The sequence below is a fragment of the Micromonospora sp. NPDC047557 genome (assembly GCF_043205095.1).
Lineage (GTDB): Bacteria > Actinomycetota > Actinomycetes > Mycobacteriales > Micromonosporaceae > Micromonospora.
This window is the reverse complement of the sequence record NZ_JBIDDK010000002.1, coordinates 449,891-467,693: the sequence shown is the minus strand read 5'-3', so window position 1 is coordinate 467,693 and position 17,803 is coordinate 449,891. Positions and strand designations below refer to the sequence as shown.

Here is a 17,803-nt window from a genome sequence, read left to right as displayed (position 1 = left end):
CACCGATGATCAAGAGGTTTGCGTCATCTCGCGGGGCGATGATGACGCAAACCTCTTGATCAACCAAGCAGGGGCCGGGGGGGTGCGGTCAGACCGGGTCGGCTACCGGGGCTGCCGGGCCTGCCGTGCCGGCGTGGGCCGCCGGTGCCGGCTTGGGCTTGGCGTCGATGCCGGCCTCGGCGCGCTGCTGGGCGGTGATCGGGGTCGGCGCGCCGGTCAGCGGGTCGAAGCCGCCACGGGTCTTCGGGAACGCGATGACCTCACGGATGGAGTCCGCGCCGGCCAGCAGCATGCAGACCCGGTCCCAGCCGAACGCGATGCCGCCGTGCGGCGGTGCGCCGTACTTGAACGCCTCCAGCAGGAAGCCGAACTTGTCCTGCGCCTCCTCGGGGGTGATGCCGAGCAGGTCGAACACCCGCTTCTGCACGTCGCCCCGGTGGATACGGATCGACCCGCCGCCGATCTCGTTGCCGTTGCAGACGATGTCGTACGCGTACGCCAGGGCGCGGTCCGGCGCCTCCTCGAACCGGTCCACCCACTCCGCGTTCGGCGAGGTGAACGGGTGGTGCACCGCCGTCCAGCCACCCTCGTCGGTCTTCTCGAACATCGGCGCGTCGACCACCCAGCAGAAGGCCCAGGCGCTCTCGTCGATCAGGCCGGCCCGCTTGGCGATCTCGACGCGGGCCGCGCCCAGCAACTCCTGCGCCTCGCGGGCGTTGGCGCTGGCGGCGAAGAAGACCGCGTCGCCCGGCTTGGCGCCGACCGCGTCGGCGAGCCCGCCCAGGTGCTCGGCGGACAGGTTCTTGGCCACCGGGCCGCGCGCCTCGCCGGTCTCGGCGTCCAGCACCACGTACGCCAGGCCCCGCGCGCCGCGCGCCTTCGCCCAGTCCTGCCAGCCGTCCAGCTCCTTGCGGCTCTGCGCTGCGCCACCGGGCATCACCACCGCGCCCACGTAGCCGCCCGCGTCGATCGCCCCGGCGAACACCCGGAACTCGGTGCCGCGCAGGTAGTCGGTCAGCTCGGTCAGCTCCACGCCGTAGCGCAGGTCCGGCTTGTCCGAGCCGTACCGGGCCATCGCGTCGTGCCAGGTGATCCGCGGGATCGGCCGGCTGATCTCGTGCCCGGCCAGGTCCTTCCACAGCGCCGAGACGATCGCCTCGCCGAGGTCGATCACGTCGTCCTCGGTGACGAACGACATCTCGATGTCGAGCTGGGTGAACTCCGGCTGCCGGTCGGCGCGGAAGTCCTCGTCGCGGTAGCAGCGCGCGATCTGGTAATACCGCTCCATGCCGCCGACCATCAGCAGCTGCTTGAACAGCTGCGGCGACTGCGGCAACGCGTACCAGCTGCCGGGCTGGAGTCGCACGGGCACCAGGAAGTCGCGGGCGCCCTCGGGCGTCGAGCGGGTCAGCGTCGGCGTCTCGATCTCCAGGAAGTCCCGCTCGTGCAGCACCCCCCGGGCGAGGTGGCTGGCGCGCGAACGCAGCCGCAGCGCGTTCGCCGGGCCGCTGCGGCGCAGGTCCAGGTAGCGGTACCGCAGGCGGAGGTCGTCACCGGCCTCGACCTGGTCGTCCACCGGGAGCGGCAGCGGCGCGGCCTCGGAGAGCACCTCCAGCTCGACGGCGGTCACCTCGACGTCGCCGGTGGGCAGCTCCGGGTTCTCGTTGCCGGCCGGCCGGCGGGTCACCTCGCCGGTGACCTTCACGCAGAACTCGTTGCGCAGCGCGTGCGCGTCCTCCTCGCGGAACACCACCTGGACCACGCCGGAGCCGTCGCGCAGGTCGACGAAGATGACGCCGCCGTGGTCACGCCGGCGGGCCACCCACCCGGCGAGCGTCACCGTCGAGCCGGCGTCCGCGGCGCGCAGGCTTCCGGCATTGTGGGTACGGATCACGGCTGGCAACTCCTCATCGTGGAACAGTCCTCACCCGCATTCTGTCAGGGGTGGCCGGCCCCGCTCGGGGGCACCCGGCAGGCGGGCACGATTCGCAGGTGGGCAGGCGGCAGGCCGCGCGCCGCGCCGGTGGGCAGCCTGGCGAACCCGGCTCGGCGGGCCGTCGCGCCGGTTAACGTGGCCGAATGCGCGCCGTACCGAACTGGGGCGTCGCCACGGCGGTGGCCGCGCCGGTGCTGCTGGTGGGCGGTTGGACGGTCGCGGGCGCCCGCCAGCCGGCCGGGTACGACCCGGTCCGCGACACCATCAGCGAACTGGCCGGGCACGACGCCACCGACTCCTGGATCATGATCACTTGTCTGCTGCTGCTCGGCTGCTGCTACCTGGCGATCGCCGCGGTGCTGCACGCGGCCGGGCTGCCCAGCCGTTTCCTGCTCGCCGTCGGCGGCGTGGCGACCATCGCGCTTGTCGCCTTTCCCCGGCCGGCGGTCGGCGGCTCCCTCAGCCACGGCGTCGCGGCCACGATCGCGGTCCTGGCGCTGGCGCTCTGGCCGGCCGGGTCGGCGCTGCGGCTGCCGCGTGGCCCGGACGCCGCACATCCGCGAGCCCCGCAGCCGCCCTGGGCGTTTCGGCGGGGCGTGGCGCTGAGCGCCACGATCGTGCTGCTCGCCCTCTTCGGCTGGTTCGCGTTCGAGGTGACCAGCGGATCCCGGACCGGCCTGGCCGAACGGGTGACGGCGGTGGGCGTGTCACTCTGGCCGCTGCTGGCGGTCCTCTCCGCCCGACGGGCACACCTCGCCGGGGCCACCGACGGCGTCCCGCTCGGACCCGCCGTGGCGACGACCGGTGTCGTACCCCCGGATCCCCTGCTTCCCACGGACGGGCCGGATCGCCTCGCCTGAGGCGCCGCGGGCGCCGGGGTCGGACGGCCCGGCCCGGCCCCGGACGCGCGGCGCGGGCCGCCGGAGGATTCCGGCGACCCGCGGGCGGTGAATCGATCAGAAGACGCTGACGCCGTAGACGCTCAGGGCCTCGGTGACGGGCTGGAAGTAGGTCGTCCCGCCGCTGCTGCAGTTACCGCTGCCGCCGGAGGTCAGGCCGAGCGCCGTGCTACCGGAGAAGAGCGAGCCACCGCTGTCGCCACCCTCGGCGCAGACGTTGGTGCGGATCAGGCCGGAGACCGAACCCTCGGCGTAGTTCACCGTGGCGTTGGTCGCGCTCACCGTGCCGCTGCGCAGGCCGGTGGTGCTGCCGGAGCGCTGCACCGACTGGCCGACCGACGCGTTGCCGGAGCCGGTGATGTCCCGGTAGCTGCCGTTGTAGAGGTAGACGTTACCGGCGGCGTTTGCGGAGTTGCTGTGCCGCACGATGCCGTAGTCGTTGCCCGGGAAGCTGGTGCCGGCACGGGTGCCCAGCAGGGACGTCTGGCTGGAGTTCGAGTACCAGTTGGTGCCGAGGTTGGTGCAGTGCCCGGCGGTCAGGAAGTAGTAGGTGCTGCCGCTGCGCACGTTGAAGCCGAGCGAGCAGCGGTAGCCGCCGGTGTAGATGGCCTGGCCACCCGAGATCCGGGTGCTGAGCACGCCGGCCTCGGCCTCGACCCGCACCGCGCCGTTGGCGCGCGCGGCTGCGGCCTTGACCCGCTCCAGCTTGGCGCCGGTGACGGTGCTGTCGACGGACACGACCACCTGGTTGGTGATCGGGTCGCTCCACCAGGCGGTGCCCGGGATCTTCGCCGAGCGCTCCAGCTCGGCGGTGGCCCGGTTGAGCTCGGCGGCGCCGCGGGTGACGTACTTGACGCTCGCTCCGGCCTTGCTGACCGTGCGCGCGGCGGCGGCGTCGGTCACCGTGACGACGGTCTTGCCGCTGGCGTCGATGTACGAGCCGGCGGAGCGGTCGCCGAGCTGAGCGGAGAGGGCGGCGGCGGCGTCGGGCGAGGCGGCGGGGGCGGCCTGGGCGGGTGCGCCGATGAGCGAGCCGACGACCAGGGTTCCGCTCACGGCAACAGTTGCCGCAACGCGGAATGAGGACCTCGTGGGTCGCATGTAACAAACCTCCTGGGCGGGGGAGACGGGTCTGGCCGGGGGTGGCTGACCCGAGGGCGACCCGGCCGATCTGCGAAAACCGGCCGAGTGAACAGAAGTATTCACATACTTAAGATCATTGACAAGACCTGGTTTCGCCCGAATTCGTCGACCCGCCCCGGTCACACCGCCGCAACACCGCGGACACGTTCGCGGGCACCTGCCGTCACACCCCGAAGGACCGCCGGATCCGTTTCGGACACCATCGGTCGACCGACGCCGTTGCCGCCACAACCCGTCAGGGGGTACGGCGGCGCGCGCCCGGACCGGGGCGGGGCAGCACGTCGCGATCATCCACCGGGTGCCCCTCGGCGCAGCGCAGCTCGACGCGTACCGGGGCGCCGCAGTCGCGGTGCCCCACGCTCAACGGCGGGCCCTCGGCGTCGGCCAGGTACCGGTCACCCCACCCGAGCACGGCGACCAGCACCGGCCAGAGGGCCAGACCCTTCTCCGTCAGCCGGTACTCGTGGCGCAGCCGGCTGCCGGGCTCCCGGTACGGCTCACGACGCAGAACACCCCGCTCGACGAGCACGGCCAGCCGGTTGGTGAGAACCTGCCGCGGAATACCGGTGCGGACCCGCATGTCGTCGAAGCGCCGCACGCCGCTGAACACCTCGCGCAGCACCACCATGGTCCACCGCTCGCCGAGGATCTCCATCGCGCGGGCGATGGTGCAGTTCTCCACCGACCAGTCCAGTGCCGCGGGTCTCATCCGACCAGGCTAGGTCTCATTGACAGACTCAGCAACGTCCTGCGACGCTGCGTCCATGACACAGACTCAGGAGCCGGCGCGCAGCCGCACCTTCACCTGGTCCGACCCGGCGGCCAACGCCGCGCAGGTCGGTCGGCGCAGCGGTATCGACCTGCTCCGCGCGATGATCGCCGGAGAACTGGCCGCACCCCCGGTGATGCACCTGATCGACATGGCGAGGATGGAGGCCGACGAGGGTCGGGTCGCCGTCGAGCTGGTCCCCCAGGAGTTCCACTACAACCCGCTGGGCACCGTCCACGGTGGCGTCATCTCGACCCTGCTGGACACCGCCGCCGCCTGTGCCGTGCACACCACGCTGCCCGCCGGGGTCGGCTACACCTCGCTGGACCTGAACGTGAAGTTCCTGCGCCCGGTCACCGTCGACAGCGGCACGCTGCGCTGCGAGGGCACGGTGCTGCAACGCGGTCGCCGCACGGCCCTGGCCGAAGCCCGCCTCACCGACGCGAACGCCCGCCTGATCGCCCACGCGACAAGCACCTGCCTCCTGTTCCCCCTCCCTCCAACCCCCTGACCCCCTGACCCCCCTGACCACGCTCCACGGCCCGGATCGGGCGGGTGATCATGAAGTTATTGCCCGCCTCGTCGGCGTGTCGCGGCAATAACTTCATGATCAACGGGGTGGGCGGTGGGGTGTGGGTTAGCGGAGGGCTAGGCGGGCTGCTCGGGCGTCGCGCTTTTCTTCGAAGCGCGCCGCCGCGTTCTCCAGGGCCTCCAGCTGGGCCGCGAGCTGTTCGCGGGCGGCTTCGCCGTCGGCGTCGAGGCCGGTCACGTTGAAGACGTCCCACTGGCGCAGCACCGGCTGCAACACCTCGTCGCGGTGCTGGCGCAGGTCGTAGATGCCGGCGAGGGCGATCGCCACCGACTTGCGGGCGAAGCCGTCGATGCCGTTGCCGGGCATCTGGAAGTTGGCCACCACGTCGGCGACGGCCCGCATGGCCTGGCTCGGGGCCAGCTCGAACGCGGCGGCGAGCAGGTTGCGGTAGAAGACCATGTGCAGGTTCTCGTCGGCGGCGACCCGGGCCAGCAGCGCCTCGCAGGCGGGGTCGCCGGTGGCCTTGCCGGTGTTGCGGTGCGAGATGCGGGTGGCCAGCTCCTGGAACGAGACGTACGCCAGCGAGTGCAGCACCTCGTCGTCGTGCACGTTGACGTAGCCCGCGGACATGTGGGTCATCCGGGCGCGCTCCAGCGCCACCGGGTCGACCGCCCGGGTGACGGTCAGGTAGTCGCGGATGGCCGTGCCGTGCCGGCCCTCCTCCGCGGTCCACCGGTGCACCCACGTGCCCCACGCGCCGTCGCGGCCGAACAGGGTGGCGATCTCGTGGTGGTACGAGGGCAGGTTGTCCTCGGTCAGCAGGTTGACGATCAGCGCGGTGCGGGCGACGTCCGGGATGGTCGAGTCGGTCGGCGACCACGCCTCACCACCCAGCGGCCCGTCGAACGTGCGACCCTCGCTCCACGGCACGTACTCGTGCGGGAACCACTCTTTGGCCAGCGAGAGGTGACGGTCCAGGTTGCGCGCGACGACCGGCTCCAGCTCGACGAGCAGGGCGGTCTGGCTCAGTGTGGTGCTCACGGTCACGAGTAACTCCCTACGGTGGCGTAACTTACGCTACCGTAGGTCCCCGCGGCCGTGAGCGCCAGTCGTGACACTCAACCGACCTTCGGCTTCAGGTCCTCCCGGGGCGGCGCCCACTCCCCGGCGTCGGCCGTGACCTGCTCACCCGAGCGGATGTCCTTCACCTCGTCCGGAGCGCCGTCGGCCCCCGGGAACCAGACGTACGGGATGCCGCGCCGCTCGGCGTAGCGGATCTGCTTGCCGAACTTCGCCGCGCTCGGCGACACCTCGGTGGCGATACCCCGCCCGCGCAGCGCCGACGCGATCCGGCCACTGGCCGGACGCTGCTCCTCATCGGCCACGGCCACCACGACACAGGTGGGCACCGAACGGGAGACCGACAGCTCCCCCGCGCCGAAGAGCAGCCCGAGCAGCCGGGTCACGCCGATCGAGATGCCCACCCCTGGGTACGAGGTCGCGCCGGCGCTGGCCAGGTTGTCGTACCGGCCGCCGGAGCAGATCGAGCCGAAGCGCTCGTAGCCACGCAGCTGGGTCTCGTAGACGGTGCCCGTGTAGTAATCCAGGCCACGGGCGATGCGCAGGTCCGCCACGCAGAGGCCGGGCGAGTGCTCGGCGGCGGTGTCCACCACCCGGACCAGCTCCTCGACGCCCTCGTCGAGCAGCGGGTCGCTCACCCCGAGCGCCCGGACGGCGTCGGCGAACGAGGCGTCCGGGGCGGAGATCTCGGCAAGCGCCAGGCACGCCTTGGCCTGCGCCTCGCTCGCCCCGGCGGTCTGGGCCAGCAGCTCGGCCACCTTCGCCGGGCCGATCTTGTCGAGCTTGTCGACGCTGCGCAGCGCCGCCTCCGGGTCGGTCACCCCGATGCCGCGGAAGAAGCCCTCCCAGATCTTGCGGTTGTTGACCTGGATGGTCACCGGCGGGATGGGCAGGGCGCGCAGCGCGTCCCCGATGACCAGCGGCATCTCCGCCTCGTGGTGCGGGGCCAGGGTGTCCCGGTCGATGATGTCGATGTCGGCCTGGACGAACTCCCGGTAGCGGCCCTCCTGCGGCCGCTCACCCCGCCACACCTTCTGGATCTGGTAGCGGCGGAACGGGAAGTGCAGCTTGCCGGCGTTCTCCAACACGTACCGGGCGAACGGCACGGTCAGGTCGAAGTGCAGGCCGAGCTGGTCGTCGCCACCGGATCCCTCGGCGTCGGCGTGCAGCCGCCGGACCACGTAGACCTCCTTGGAGGTCTCGCCCTTGCGCAGCAGCTGGTCCAGCGGCTCCACGGCGCGGGTCTCCAGCGGCGCGAACCCGTACAGCTCGAAGGTGTCCTGGATCTTGCCGAGCACGAACTGCTCGATCATCCGCTGGCCGGGGGTCCACTCCGGGAAACCGGAGATGGGCGTGGGCTTGCTCATCGGCGTACTCCTTGCGATCCCGCGCCCGCGGCGCGGTGGTGTCGTGGGTCCGCGCGCGGCGCGGACGAAGAACTAGAGGCCCCGGGTGGGAGCGGCCGGCGCCGCGCCGGCCACCTCGATGAGGTACGGGTTGCTGGCGCGCTCGCGGCCGATGGTGGTGCTGGGGCCGTGGCCGGGCAGCACGACGGTGTCGTCGGCCAGCGGGAGGATCTTGTCGCGCAGGCTGGTGAGCATCGCCGGCATGCTGCCGCCGGGCAGGTCGGTGCGGCCGATCGAGCCGGCGAAGAGGACGTCGCCGGAGAGGCAGATCTCGTCGGCCTCCCAGCCCGACCCGGCGCCGGGCAGCCGGAACAGCACCGACCCGCCGGTATGGCCCGGGGCGTGGTCGACGGCGATCTCCAGGCCGGCGAGCGTGAGGGTCGCGCCGTCGGTCAGCTCGGCCACGTCCTCCGGCTCGGTGTAGCTCAGCCGGCCACCGAAGAGCGAGGTCAGGTCGGTCGACAGGCCCTTGGCCGGGTCGGCGAGCATCTCCCGGTCGCCGGGGTGCACGTACGCGGTGATCCCGCGCGCACCGCAGACCGGCGCCACCGAGAACGTGTGATCCAGGTGGCCGTGGGTGAGCAGCACGGCGGCCGGATGCAGGCGGTGCTCGGCGAGCAGCGCGTCGAGCTGGTCGAGCACCCCGATGCCGGGATCGACCACCACGCACTGCTCCCCCGGCGCGGTGGCCACCACATAGCAGTTGGTGCCGAAGGCGTCCGCGGGAAAGCCGGCCACGAGCACGGGCGCTGTCCTCTCCGTCGAGCTGTCGTCCTTTTCAGCAGCCTAACCGGCGGGGCGAGCGCGTTTGCCGCGTCCGCCCCCGAGGCCCCATCCGACACAGTGACATCGCACGATATGGGCTGCTGGCGGTGGGGTGGACCTCGTACACCACATTCCCAGTCACTAGCCGTACACTCTGGCGGGCGTGTGGCGTGGCACACGCGAGCCCGGACGGGCCGGGGTACCCGGCCGCCGGTGACGACCAGGCAGAGGAAAGGGGAGCACCTGTGGCTTCCAGCAGGGACCGGCAGCGCAAACTGGCGCGGGCCAAGCTCGACCGGCAGATGGCTCGCCGGGCCGCCGCCACGCGGCGCCGCCGGCAGATCCAGGCCGGTGTCGGCGCCTTCCTGGTCCTCGCGGTGATCGTGGCCGGCTCGGCCTGGGCGCTCGGGGCGTTCGACTCCGATCCGAAGCAGAACACCGCCGCGGAGGACACCTGCCTCTGGACGCCGCAGGACGCGACCGCCAACACCAACCTCAAGGACGTCGGCACGCCGGCGACCAAGGGCCTGCCGACCGACGGCACCCGGGCGATGACGGTCACCACCAACCAGGGTGCGCCGATCACCGCCGAGCTGAACCTCGCCAACTCCCCCTGCGCCGCGGCGAGCATCGCCCACCTGGCGAGCCGGTCGTTCTACGACAACACCAAGTGCCACGAGATCACCGCCGACGGCGCGCTGCGCTGCGGTGACCCCAGCGGCACCGGCCTCGGCGGGCCGACCTACTCGTTCTACGACGAGGACGTGCCGACCGTGCCGTCGGCGTCGCCGTCGGCCAGCCCGGCGCCCGGTCAGCCGCCGACGTACCCCAAGGGGACCGTGGCGATGATCTCCAACCCGCCCGGCACCAACGGCAGCCAGTTCCTGATCTTCTTCAAGGACTTCACCACCACGGACCCGAAGTACCCGGTGATCGGCAAGGTGACCGGTGGGCTCGACGTGGTCGAGAAGATCGGTGCCCTGCCGACCGTGGACAATGGGACCGGGGCCAAGGTCAAGCCCAAGACCGACGTGCTGATCCAGAGCCTCACGGTCGGCGAGCCGGTCACCGGCGCGGCACCGGCGTCGTCCGGTGCGCCGTCCGGTGCACCGGCCAGCAGCCCGAGCGCCGGCTGACCGGTCGCCCCACCCCACCCGAGCGGCACCCCGCAGCAAACAGCCAGGAGGATCCAGGCGTGACGTCCACCAGAGAGCGGCAGCGCGCGGCGGCACGCGCCCGACTCGAAAAGGAGATGGCCGAGCGCTCGGCCAAGGCCCGCAAGCGCCGCCAGACGCAGGCGATCGTCGGCGCGGCGGCCGTGCTGGTGCTCGTGGTCGCCGGCACCGTCTGGCTGGCCACGACCCTCGGCGGCGACGACGACAAGAGCGACACCACCGCCTCGGCGCCCGGCGCCAGCGAGTGCGTCTACAACGCGATGCCCGCCGATCAGCGGCCCCCGCAGATCAGGGACGTCGGGGTGCCCAGCAACCAGCAGTCCGCCAAGGGCGTGCAGACCATGACGATCACCACCAACCTGGGCCCGATCACGGCCAAGGTCGACCGGTCGCAGGTGCCGTGCACGGCGGGCGCCTTCACCTACCTCGCGGAGAAGAACTTCTTCGACAACAGCAAGTGCCACCGCCTGGTGACCGAGGGCATCAAGGTGCTGCAGTGCGGTGACCCGAGCGCCACCGGCAAGGGCTGGCGGGACACCGACGGCACGGGTGGCCCGAGCTTCCGGCTGCCGGAGGAGAACCTGCCCACCGACAAGCGCCCGCCGTACCCGGAGGGCGTCATCGCGATGGCCAACTCCGGCCAGCCGGGCAGCACCGGCAGCCAGTTCTTCATCGTCTACGGCGACTCGCCGCTGGACCCGGCGTACACGGTGCTGGGCACCGTCACCGGCGGCATGGACATCGTCAAGGACGTGGCCAAGGCCGGCGACGACGGGGCGTTCGCGCAGCAGGCCGGTGGCGGCCACCCGAAGAAGGAGGTCGTGATCACCGACCTCACGATGAGCGCGCCGCAGGGCTGACACCCGCACGAGACGACGAAGCGCCCGCCGGCTGAGCCGGCGGGCGCTCTCGTGTGCGGGGTACGCGGTTCAGGCGCCCGAGGTGACCCGGTACGCGTCGAAGACCCCGTCGACCTTGCGGACGGTGGCCAGCAGGTGGCCCAGGTGCTTCGGGTCGGCCATCTCGAAGCTGAACCGGCTCACCGCCACCCGGTCGCGGGTGGTGGTGACGGTGGCGGACAGGATGTTGACCCGCTCGTCGGAGAGCACCCGGGTGACGTCGGCGAGCAGCTTGTGCCGGTCCAATGCCTCGACCTGTATCGCCACCAGGAACGTGGAGGCGGACGTGAGCTTCCAGCTCACCTCGACCACCCGCTCGGCCTGGGCCCGCAGGTCCTCGGCGTTGGCGCAGTCGTCGCGGTGCACGCTCACCCCGCCGGAGCGGGTGACGAAGCCGAACACCGAGTCCGGTGGGACCGGGGTGCAGCAGCGGGCCAGCTTGATCCAGACGTCGCTGACGCCACGGACCACCACGCCGGGGTCGCTGCTGCTCTGGCGGCTGCGCGGCGGCCGGGTGGCGACGGCGGTCTCGGCGATGTCCTCCGCCGCGCCCTCCTCGCCGCCATACGCGGCCATCAGCTTCTGCACCACCGACTGCGCGGAGACCTGACTGTCGCCGACCGCCGCGTACAACGATGCCACGTCGGCGAGGTGCAGGTCCCGGGCGATCGACATCAGCGCGTCGGAGGTGAGCATCCGCTGCAAGGGCATGCCCTGCTTGCGCATCGCCTTGACGATCGCGTCCTTGCCGGCCTCGATCGCCTCCTCACGCCGCTCCTTGTTGAAGTACTGGCGGATCTTCGTGCGGGCGCGCGGGCTCTTGACGAAGCCCAGCCAGTCCTGCGTGGGGCCGGCCGTCTCGGACTTCGACGTGAAGATCTCGATCACGTCGCCGTTGGACAGCGTCGATTCCAGCGGCACCAGCTTGCCGTTGACCCGCGCGCCGATGCACTTGTGGCCCACCTCGGTGTGCACCGCGTACGCGAAGTCCACCGGGGTCGACCCGGTCGGCAGCGGGATGACGTCACCCTTGGGGGTGAAGACGTACACCTCCTGGCTGGACAGGTCGAAGCGCAGCGCGTCCAGGAACTCGCTCGGGTCGGCCGCCTCCCGCTGCCAGTCCAGCAGCTGCCGCAGCCAGGTCATCTCGTCGATGTGCGCCGGCGGGCCGACGATCTGGGTGCCCTTGTGCTCCTTGTACTTCCAGTGCGCGGCGATGCCGAACTCCGCGGTGCGGTGCATCGCGTACGTGCGGATCTGCATCTCCACCGGCTTGCCGGTGGGCCCGATGACAGTCGTGTGCAACGACTGGTACATGTTGAACTTGGGCATCGCGATGTAGTCCTTGAACCGCCCCGGCACCGGCTGCCAGTTGGCGTGGATCACGCCGAGCGCCGCGTAGCAGTCCCGCACGGTGTCGACCAGGATCCGGACGCCGACCAGGTCGTAGATGTCGTTGAAGTCGCGACCCCGCACGATCATCTTCTGGTAGATCGAGTAGAGGTGCTTCGGCCGCCCGGTCGTTTCCGCCTTGATCTTGGCGGCCTTCAGGTCGGTGCCGACCTTCTGGGTGACCTGCCGCAGCAGCGACTCCCGCTGCGGCTGGTGCTCCCCGATCAGCCGGTTGATCTCCTCGTAGCGCTTCGGGAACAGGGTGCCGAAGGCCAGGTCCTCCAGCTCCCACTTGATCGTGTTCATACCGAGCCGGTGCGCCAGCGGCGCCAGGATCTCCAGCGTCTCCTTGGCCTTCTGCTCCTGCTTGGGGCGGGGCAGGAAGGTCAGGGTGCGCATGTTGTGCAGCCGGTCGGCCAGCTTGATCACCAGCACCCGCGGGTCCTTGGCCATCGCCACGACCATCTTGCGGATCGTCTCGGCCTTGGCGGCGTCGCCCAGCTTGACCTTGTCCAGCTTGGTGACGCCGTCGACCAGCAGGGCGACCTCGCCGCCGAAGTCGGCGCGCATCGCGTCGAGGGTGTACTCGGTGTCCTCGATGGTGTCGTGCAGCAGCGCGGCGACCAGCGTGGTGGTGTCCATCCCCAGGTTGCCGAGAATGGTGGCGACGGCGAGCGGGTGGGTGATGTACGGGTCGCCGGACTTGCGGTACTGCCCGGAGTGCCACCGCGCCGCCGTGTCGAAGGCGCGCTGGAGCAGCCGCGCGTCGGCCTTCGGGTGGTTCTCCCGGTGACTCGCGATGAGCGGCTCCAGCACCTCGCTGACCTGCGAGGTCTGCCAGGGCGCGTTGAACCGGGCCAGCCGGGCGCGCACCCGCCGACCGGTGGGCGCGTTGGACAGCCCGAAGCCACCGGTCGGCGACGGGTCGACGCCGGCGTCGGTCGGAAACGGGACCACGACCCCGTCGGCGCCCGGGGACGCCTCGGTGGTGACGCTCGCCGTGACCCCGGTCGGAGCCGTCGCGTCGTCGGCAGGAGCCCTGCCGGAGCCGTTGTCGGTGCCCGTCACCCGGGCCGGCGCGTCGCCGTTCCGGTCGGTCACCGAGCCGTCAGCGTCGCCTGTCGGGTGCACCGTGCCCTCCGCCGGAGGGACGACATCGTGGGACACCGGCCTCCTCACCGCTCGCCGGAAACACACCGGCCGAACATCGGCCGGCCTGGTCGCGCGTCGCCGGACGGTGTACCGCCGGCGTCAGCAAAGGGCAATGCTACCCGCACGGACGGTCCCCTGCCGCTCCGCCGGACGGTCGGCGCGACCTCCGCCCGGCGGGCCGGGTTCAAACGGTCAGCAGGGCATGGACCGGACGCGGCGCCAGCCGTTCCCGCGCGCCCAGGAAGCCGAGCTCCAGCAGCACGGTGAAGCCGGTGACCGTCCCACCGGCCCGCTCGACCAGGTCGAGAGTCGCCTCGGCGGTGCCGCCGGTGGCCAGCACGTCGTCGACGACCAGCACCCGGTGGCCGGCGGTGAAGGCGTCCTCGTGCACCTCCAGGGTGGCCTCGCCGTACTCGAGGGCGTACGACACCGAGTGCGCCGGGCGGGGCAGCTTGCCGGCCTTGCGCACGGGCACCACGCCCACCCCGGCCGCGTACGCGACAGCCGCCGCGACGACGAAGCCGCGCGCCTCGATGCCCACCACCACGTCGAAGCCGTCCCGCCCGTGGTACGCGACGATCTCGTCGACCACCTCGCGGAACGCCTTCCCGTCGGCGAACAGCGGCATCAGGTCCTTGAACAGGACACCGGGCTGGGGAAAGTCCGGCACGTCCAGCACTCGGCTGGCCACCAACCGGGCGGCCTCCGGGCCGCTGTCCCCGCGTGCCGCGGTGCTGTGGGTCTCCGTCACGGCTGTCTCGTTTCCCTTTCCACGACGACGGCGTCCGGCATGCTGCTCGCACAGCATGCCGGACGCCGTTCGGGCGTTTCCTCCCGGGTCGGCCCCGGGGACCGGTCAGCGCCGCTTGGCGCCGCCGGGCCGGTTACCGCCGCCACCGGGGCGACCACCCCGGGCGCCGGTCGGCCGCTTGCCCGCCGGCCGCGCGCCCACCTTCGGGGCGGCGCCGGCCAGCGCGGCGGAGTCGGGATCGAGCGGCGCGTCGGCCGCCTCGCCCTCGACCGGGGCCGAGGCACCCTTGCCGGTGACCTCGCCACGGCCCGGCGTACCCCGACGGGCCTGCACCCGCTTGTTGTGCGCCTGGATGCGGGGGTCGTAGTTCTTCAGCAGCGCCAGCAGCGGCGTCGCCACCAGGATGGAGGTCAGGAACGCCACCGCCATACCCACGAACAGCACCAGGCCGAGGTCCTTCAGCGTGCCGGCGCCGAGCAGGCCGGCGCCGATGAAGAGCAGACCACCGACGGGCAGCAGGGCCACCACGGAGGTGTTCAGCGACCGCATGAGGCTCTGGTTGACGGCCAGGTTGGCCGCCTCGCCGTACGTCATGTTGTTGTTGGCGGTGATGCCCCGGGTGTTCTCCTGCACCTTGTCGAAGACCACCACCACGTCGTAGAGCGCGAAGCCCAGGATCGTGAGGAAGCCGATGATCGTCGATGGGGTGACCTCGAAGCCGACGAGCGAGTAGATGCCGGCGGTGAGGATCAGGTTCGTGAACAGCGACGCCACCGCGGCGACCGCCATCCGCCACTCGAAGCGCAGGATCAGGTAGACCATCACCAACGCGATGAAGATGACCAGACCGAGCAGGGCCCGCGAGGTGACCTGGCTGCCCCACGCCTCGCTGACCTGGTTGTCGCTGATCTGGTCCGCGTTGAGGCCGAACCGCTGGGCGATGTCGGCCTTGACCGCGGTGGCCTGCTCCGCGCTGAGCTGACCGGTACGCAGCTCGTACGAGTCGCCGCCCGTGCCGCCGACCTTCTGCGCGGTCACCACCTCGGCGCCGCCGCCCTTGGCCGCGAGCGCGGCGTCGACCTGCTCCTCAGCCTGGTTCAGGGTGCCGACGCTGGCCGGCACCTGGAACGAGTTGCCGCCGGCGAACTCGATGCCGAGGCTGAACCCGCGGATCGAGAAGCTCAGAATCGCGATCAGGATCAGGATCCCGGCGACGCCGAACCAGAGCTTGCGCCGGCCGACGACGTTGAGACCGGCCTCGCCGTTGTAGAGGCGGCTCGCCAGACCGTTCTGAGCCATCTCAGGCCTCCTTGGCGCGCGGGTTGCGGGGCTGAGTCTGCTGGCTGCGGGCCGGGAGTGCCCGACCCAGGCCGCTGACCCGCGGGGACAGGAACGCCCGGGTCCGGGCGAACATCGTCATGATCGGGTGCCGGAAGAGGAAGACCACGACCAGGTCCAGCACCGTGGCCAGGCCGAGGGCGAACGCGAAGCCCTTGACCGTGCCGACCGAGACCACGTAGAGCACCACCGCGGAGAGCAGCGTGATCGCGTTGGCCGAGATGATCGTCCGGCGGGCGCGGACCCAGGCGCGGGGCACCGCGCTACGCGGGCTGCGTCCCTCCCGGATCTCGTCCTTGAGTCGTTCGAAGTAGATGACGAACGAGTCCGCCGCCACACCGAGCGAGACGATCATGCCGGCGATGCCGGCGAGGGTGAGCGTGAAGCCGATCTGCCGACCGAGCACCACCAGCGCGCCGAAGACGAGCAGCGCGGAGAGGATCAGGCTCAGGAAGATCACCGAGCCGAGCAGCCGGTAGTAGAAGAACGCGTAGATGATGACCAGCAGCATGCCGATGCCGGCCGCGAGCAGACCCGCGCGGAGGTGGCTGGCACCCAGGGTCGCGGTGACGTTCTGCGACTCCTGCGGCTCGAAGGTCACCGGCAGCGCGCCGTACCGGAGCTGACCGGCGAGCGCGCTGGCGTCCTTCTGGGTGAAGTTGCCGGTGATCTGGGAGTTGCCGGTCAGCACGCCCTGGATCTCCGGGGAGGAGACGATCTCGTTGTCCAGCACGACGGCCACCCGGCACTTGCCGTCCTGGCCGAGGGCGGTGGCGTCGCAGGCCTGGCCCTCGTTGTTGAACGCCTCACGGGTCAACGCGGTCCACTTGCCCTGGCCGTCGCCGGTGAAGTCGAGGCTGACCACCCAGGCGTTGGTCTGGTCGAGCACCGCGTTGGCGTCGTCCACGTCGGTGCCCAGCACCTTGGCCTGGTCGAGCAGGTACTTCGAGGCGCCGTCCTCGCAGGACACGACCTGCTGCTTCGGGTCGGAGATCGAGGCCGGGGGGCGCTTGTCGAGCTGGGCGCAGCCGATCGTCGGCACGTTGAACTGCATCTGCGCCGGCAGCACGGCAACCTCTTGCGGGCTCAGCGTGCTGAACGGCTTGAGCTTGTCGCCCAGCGACGGGTCGGCGCTCAGGTCGGCGGGGGCCTGCAGACCGCTGGCGGCCTGCCAGGCGGCGGCGCCGACCTTCTGCTCGACGGCCTTGCGCTGCTCCTCGATGCTCGCCGGCACCGGCTCGGCGCTGGCGCTCGCCGACGGCGCGGCGGCACTCGCCGGGGCGGAGGGGGTCGGCGTGGCGCTCGGCGCGGGCGCCATCCCACCCTGCCCGCCGCTGGGCGACGGGCTGACCTTCGCCGCGCCGCTGGGGGTCACCTTCGGCGCGGCGCTACCGGACGAAGTCGCCGAGGGGGCTCCGGACGGGGTGACGCTGCCCGGAGGGGCCGCCGTGGCGGCCGGCGGCGCGACGGCCGTCCCGCTGCCGTCGGCGGCCTTGAGCACCTTGCGGAAACGCAGCTCGGCGGCGCTGCCCACCTCGTCGAGGTTCCGGTTCTCACCGGGCAGGGAGATGACGATGTTCCGGTTGCCCTCGGTGACCACCTCGGCCTCGGCCACGCCGAGCCCGTTGACCCGGTTCTCGATGATCTGCCGGGCCTCCTCAAGGTTTTGGGCCGTCGGGGGCTTGCCATCGACGCTGTTGGTCGCCTGCAGCGTCATCCGGGTGCCGCCGATCAGGTCCAGGCCGAGCTTGGGCTCCAGCCGGTCCTTGAAGCTGCCGCTGGCACCGCCCGCGAAGAACACCAGAAGGTAGAGGACCACGAAGATGAACCCGAGCACGGCGAGCTGCCGGCCGGGTCGCATCTGTCCCTGAGGTGGTGCCACGGTTGTCCTGTCTCCCTGTACGGTCGCGCCGCTGCGCGCGGCGGCGGCGAGTGTCGGGCCGGGGGTCCCGGCCAACGGGTCTGACCTGGGCCGACGGGGTGCCGACACAGTGGCCGGACACGCCGGCATGGGGACGCCGACGGCCACGGGAACGTGCCGACGCCCGGCGTCGACCCAACTATCCAGTTTTCACGTCACGTCCGCTGCCCCGTTGGGCGCGGTGGCCCGGGAATCCGGTCACCCGGCCGTACGCCGGAACCGTCAACCCGGCGGGAGGGTCACTCCTTGACGGTGTCCGCGTCCTCGGTGACCGGCTCGCTCGGAAGCTCCGCGCGGGTGACCACCCGGGCGATGGCCGGCCGGGCGTAGCGGGTCTGCACGCCCGGAGCGATCTCGAGCAGCACGGCGTCGTCCTCGACGCCGGTGACCGTGCCGTAGAGCCCGCCGATGGTGACCACCTCGTCGCCCGGGCCCAACGCGGACTGCATGGCCTCCGCATCGCGGCGACGCTTCTGCTGCGGACGGATCATCATGAAGTACATGACGCCGAAGAGCAGGACGATCATCAGGATCGGCGTGAAGCCGCCGGCCCCACCACCCGCTGCAAGGTATTGCACGGTTACTGCCTTCCCATTGGCCCCCTGTCCGGCACGGGAGTGCCGGAGCGGAGGCGGATTCTCACAT

Annotated in this window: 15 protein-coding genes; 4 read left to right on the top strand and 11 right to left on the bottom strand. The window is 71.5% G+C overall.

Annotation, left to right across the window (positions count from 1 at the left end; genetic code table 11):
* Positions 1 to 88 precede the first annotated feature (88 nt).
* Positions 89 to 1,894 (bottom strand): aspartate--tRNA ligase, encoded by a 1,806-nt coding sequence (gene aspS, locus ACGGAQ_RS09935; protein WP_393046569.1) that lies wholly within the window; start codon positions 1,892 to 1,894, stop codon positions 89 to 91.
* Positions 1,895 to 2,079: 185 nt separating this feature from the next.
* Between aspS and ACGGAQ_RS09930 the strand changes: the two genes are divergently transcribed.
* The gene (locus tag ACGGAQ_RS09930) at positions 2,080 to 2,796 is read left to right on the top strand and encodes a DUF998 domain-containing protein (protein ID WP_393046567.1); all 717 of its coding nucleotides are present in this window, start codon (positions 2,080 to 2,082) and stop codon (positions 2,794 to 2,796) included.
* Positions 2,797 to 2,892: 96 nt separating this feature from the next.
* Here the strand turns inward: ACGGAQ_RS09930 and ACGGAQ_RS09925 are convergent, their stop codons facing one another.
* On the bottom strand, positions 2,893 to 3,936 hold the full coding sequence (locus ACGGAQ_RS09925) for a S1 family peptidase (protein ID WP_393046565.1): 1,044 nt from the start codon (positions 3,934 to 3,936) through the stop codon (positions 2,893 to 2,895).
* A gap of 277 nt (positions 3,937 to 4,213) precedes the next feature.
* Complete coding sequence (locus ACGGAQ_RS09920) at positions 4,214 to 4,687, bottom strand: winged helix-turn-helix transcriptional regulator (protein WP_393046562.1); 474 nt, start codon at positions 4,685 to 4,687, stop codon at positions 4,214 to 4,216.
* A gap of 55 nt (positions 4,688 to 4,742) precedes the next feature.
* Between ACGGAQ_RS09920 and ACGGAQ_RS09915 the strand changes: the two genes are divergently transcribed.
* The gene (locus tag ACGGAQ_RS09915) at positions 4,743 to 5,258 is read left to right on the top strand and encodes a PaaI family thioesterase (RefSeq protein ID WP_354856036.1); all 516 of its coding nucleotides are present in this window, start codon (positions 4,743 to 4,745) and stop codon (positions 5,256 to 5,258) included.
* A gap of 126 nt (positions 5,259 to 5,384) precedes the next feature.
* Here ACGGAQ_RS09915 and ACGGAQ_RS09910 read toward each other — a convergent pair whose 3' ends face one another.
* The 3 genes from ACGGAQ_RS09910 to ACGGAQ_RS09900 form a co-directional block, all read right to left on the bottom strand.
* The gene (locus ACGGAQ_RS09910) at positions 5,385 to 6,326 is read right to left on the bottom strand and encodes an acyl-ACP desaturase (protein ID WP_393046559.1); all 942 of its coding nucleotides are present in this window, start codon (positions 6,324 to 6,326) and stop codon (positions 5,385 to 5,387) included.
* Positions 6,327 to 6,397: 71 nt separating this feature from the next.
* Positions 6,398 to 7,726 carry a histidine--tRNA ligase gene (hisS, locus tag ACGGAQ_RS09905; RefSeq protein ID WP_393046555.1) on the bottom strand — a complete coding sequence of 443 codons (1,329 nt, stop codon included), beginning with the start codon at positions 7,724 to 7,726 and terminating at the stop codon, positions 6,398 to 6,400.
* A 72-nt stretch (positions 7,727 to 7,798) separates the two neighbouring features.
* On the bottom strand, positions 7,799 to 8,509 hold the full coding sequence (locus ACGGAQ_RS09900) for an MBL fold metallo-hydrolase (RefSeq protein ID WP_355065755.1): 711 nt from the start codon (positions 8,507 to 8,509) through the stop codon (positions 7,799 to 7,801).
* A gap of 266 nt (positions 8,510 to 8,775) precedes the next feature.
* Here ACGGAQ_RS09900 and ACGGAQ_RS09895 point away from each other — a divergent pair, with 266 nt between their 5' ends.
* Together ACGGAQ_RS09895 and ACGGAQ_RS09890 are read left to right on the top strand one after the other, a co-directional pair.
* Positions 8,776 to 9,666: a peptidylprolyl isomerase gene (locus ACGGAQ_RS09895; RefSeq protein WP_393046552.1), complete on the top strand. Its 891-nt coding sequence runs from the start codon at positions 8,776 to 8,778 to the stop codon at positions 9,664 to 9,666.
* Positions 9,667 to 9,725: 59 nt separating this feature from the next.
* Positions 9,726 to 10,565, top strand: a complete 840-nt coding sequence (locus ACGGAQ_RS09890) for a peptidylprolyl isomerase (RefSeq protein ID WP_393046550.1) — start codon at positions 9,726 to 9,728, stop codon at positions 10,563 to 10,565.
* A gap of 69 nt (positions 10,566 to 10,634) precedes the next feature.
* Here the strand turns inward: ACGGAQ_RS09890 and ACGGAQ_RS09885 are convergent, their stop codons facing one another.
* From ACGGAQ_RS09885 to yajC, 5 genes are all read right to left on the bottom strand, one after another.
* Positions 10,635 to 13,163, bottom strand: coding sequence for a RelA/SpoT family protein (locus tag ACGGAQ_RS09885; RefSeq protein WP_393046547.1), 2,529 nt, complete (start codon positions 13,161 to 13,163; stop codon positions 10,635 to 10,637).
* Positions 13,164 to 13,332: 169 nt separating this feature from the next.
* On the bottom strand, positions 13,333 to 13,899 hold the full coding sequence (locus ACGGAQ_RS09880; protein ID WP_354856029.1) for an adenine phosphoribosyltransferase: 567 nt from the start codon (positions 13,897 to 13,899) through the stop codon (positions 13,333 to 13,335).
* A gap of 105 nt (positions 13,900 to 14,004) precedes the next feature.
* Positions 14,005 to 15,198: a protein translocase subunit SecF gene (gene secF / locus ACGGAQ_RS09875; protein ID WP_393046544.1), complete on the bottom strand. Its 1,194-nt coding sequence runs from the start codon at positions 15,196 to 15,198 to the stop codon at positions 14,005 to 14,007.
* A gap of 1 nt (position 15,199) precedes the next feature.
* Positions 15,200 to 17,119: a protein translocase subunit SecD gene (secD, locus tag ACGGAQ_RS09870; protein WP_393046542.1), complete on the bottom strand. Its 1,920-nt coding sequence runs from the start codon at positions 17,117 to 17,119 to the stop codon at positions 15,200 to 15,202.
* A gap of 278 nt (positions 17,120 to 17,397) precedes the next feature.
* Positions 17,398 to 17,736, bottom strand: a complete 339-nt coding sequence (gene yajC / locus ACGGAQ_RS09865; protein WP_354856026.1) for a preprotein translocase subunit YajC — start codon at positions 17,734 to 17,736, stop codon at positions 17,398 to 17,400.
* Positions 17,737 to 17,803: the final 67 nt, after the last annotated feature.